Annotated in this window: 1 protein-coding gene; it reads right to left on the bottom strand. The window is 39.2% G+C overall.

Going from position 1 to position 3,042, the window contains the following annotated elements:
• Window positions 1-2,277, bottom strand: a 2,277-nt coding sequence (locus O9300_RS08185; protein WP_287971178.1) for a right-handed parallel beta-helix repeat-containing protein, incomplete at its 3' end; no start/stop codon positions are given.
• Window positions 2,278-3,042 lie beyond the last annotated feature (765 nt).

The raw sequence follows: 3,042 nt of genomic DNA, 5'->3' as shown, positions 1-3,042 counted from the left end.
ATAAACGTTATCGTTTTCGTTGGATTCTGTTTGGTAGTTGTAAGCATCTGTCTTAAATAGTAAGTACCCACTTCCTACTGCATTACTGGGTAAGGTGACACTGGTATTAACCGTATAGGTTTCATTCGGTTCTAAGGGTAAGCCATAATAGCTGTCAATATAGTAGTACCAGGTTAGGGAAATATCATCACTATCCCCATAGATGTCATTGGTGGAGAAGACTACCTGGTCATACCAGTAGTAACTTCCTGTAGTAACAGAACTGTCATTTTTCCCCGTCCAGGATAGGGTAATAGTCTGACTAGCAGTAGCCGTAGTCGGTGCTGTTACTTCAGTAATAATTAAATTGGGTTGACTAATGACTATAGGAATACTATATATATTATCCGTATCATCGGTTTCTGCTTGATAATTATATTGATCCGTCTTCAGCAATAAATAGCCACTCGTAGCAGCTATATAACTAGGCAAGGTAACATTGCCCGTCATTGTATAAGTTTCATCGGGATCTAAAGGTACGTTGCTATTAGATGAATCAATCCAAAAGTTATTTATATAATAGTCATTATCATTGCCCCAGATGTTATCAGAAGAATAGACAATGCCATCGCTCCAAGAACTCCATGGGGTGGTAACTGTACCTTGATTTTTAACCGTCCAATTCACGGTGAAAGACTGTTCTAAACCCACATTAGTAGGAGCAGTAGCCTCAGTAATCACTAAATTGGGTAACTCTCCCGTTAGGGTGATAGAGGGAGAAAATTCTGAGGTGTTGCCATCGGGATTAGTTGCTGTGCCAGTAATATAGCTATACAGTCTCTCGGCAGACAAGGAAAGGGTAAAATCAGCACGACCATTATCATCCGTAGTCACAGTGATATAGGTACGGTAATCCTCTCCTTCTCCGTTACCACTAGCATCCTGTGTACGATTAGCAAAAATTTCAATCCTGTATTCCTTATTGGCTTCACTATCTAGATAACCAATCAAGGTGGCTGTTCCTGCGACAACTTCAGCAGAGGTGAAAACGGGATAGTTTTGTAAAGCATTCGCTCCTGTATCGCTATCACCTTCATCATTAACGGTGACTCCATCCCGTCCTAAATCAATCCCTAAACCATAATTCTCATAGATACTATTGCCTTGAATAGTATTTTTCTGAGAGTTATCTACAGAAATGCCATTAGAGTTGCTATAGTTAATGGTATTTCCTGTAATTGAATTACCTTGTGCCTCTTCTTGGATACTCATACCCTCGGCATTATTAAACAGAGAATTACCTGTAATTTGATTACCTGTTGCATCTGCTCCACGAATAACAACACCGGTCGATTGATTATAATAGATAATATTACCTTGTACGAGGGTATTTTTTGCTCCAGCTAAATCAATTCCATCATCCCCGTTACCTAAAAAACTATTGTTGTAGTATTGGTTAGTGCCAATCCAGTTACTGAGTATTTGATTATTATTGGCGATATTTCCATAGGACAATACACTTACGCCAGTGTTAGTATTGCCAGCAATAACGTTTTCTTGAATAATATTATCTGAACCGTTAACTATCCCCACACCAACCCCATTAGGACTGGATGAATTTCCCGATGAATCAAGACCAATGTAATTATTAATGACTTGGTTGTTAATTGCAGTTTCACCATTAATTAATACACCTGTTCCCGTATTACCAGAGATAATATTCCTTTCACTGGTATATCCCCCAATCAAATTATTGGCAGATTCAATTAAAATACCCCCTTCTCCATTGCCATTGCTAAAGAAAAATTCGACAGCCAATCCCTCAAGATTGTTGCCGGTTTCGCTAATGATATAATTAACTTCACCAATATAATTACCTTGAATAATATTATTACCTTGATCAATTAAGCGTATTCCATAGCTACTAAACTGGGTAATAATTAAGCCACGGACGGTACTGTCACCGGCACTAATAACTAGACCTGATAATCCTTCACCTGCTTGATAACCACTAATTTGAATTATCGGCGTTCCCTCGTATCCCGGTTGACTGGTAGCATCAATCAAGACAGGGGACGTAATTTCCGGCAAAGCCGATAAGGGAGTTATGGTATTTGTATAGTATCCACCCTCACCAATATTAAATACAATGGTATCTGTACCCGGATTATTATTAGACTCAGTTATTGCCCATCTTAGGGAACCTTCCCCATCATCGTTGGTATTAGTAACTGTGTAAGTAGTTCCTAGATTAGAGGTTGCAGTTGTTGTTTCCTGTACTGACAGAGGATTATTCATATCCTTAGCTCCAAGACAAAGAAGGTTAATACTGGGGCGTTCATCGTTGAGTATTTCTCAGGAAGTTTAGCCTAAGCTACCTAGCTATGTCAAGAAGTTTTCAGTAATTTCACAGGAACTTTAAAAAAACTTAACCAAATTTAGAGTATATAGCTATTGGCTATCCCCTTATTACTTCTATATTCTGGGTTATAACTGTTGAGATTGTTTGGGCTGCCACCGGTAAGGCTATGTTTATAAGTACCTAAGCAAAATTAATTACACATCTAAGCCACTACTCCGTCAGACTTCTGGTGTGAGGAAACAGTGAACTGAAAACTCAAATCCGATCCCTAATAGCTGTCTCCCGTCTCCCGTCTCCCGTCTCCCGTCTCCTGTCTCCTGTCTCGGAGTCTCCTGTCTCGACTAGGAAATTAATTTTGCACGACTACTTATTCTTAGGTTGTGTTAATAGCTTAATTTCTATGGTTTTCATAGTCTAAAAACAATAGTTATCCTCTTGTGTGAATAGGAGGAAAATCTAAGCTGGTATCTCCAATTCAGCCGCTCATAAGTGGGTGGGTGGAATTAAATATAAAATGAACGTAGGTTGGGTTGAAGCATGAAACCCAACGCCCGCATGGGTTACGCTACCGCTAACCCATCCTACAAATAATTGTGCCTCCCTACTTAACTAGATAAGAGAAACTGTAGCGATTAATAAGTGCCTAAGCAAAATTAATTAGGTTCTTCGGTTTGTGCTATGCAACGGACAGGATTATAAGA

The sequence above is a fragment of the Microcystis sp. LE19-195.1E genome (genome assembly GCF_027532095.1).
GTDB classification, from domain to species: Bacteria; Cyanobacteriota; Cyanobacteriia; order Cyanobacteriales; family Microcystaceae; genus Microcystis; species Microcystis aeruginosa.
This window is presented reverse-complemented; position numbering and strand designations above follow the sequence as displayed.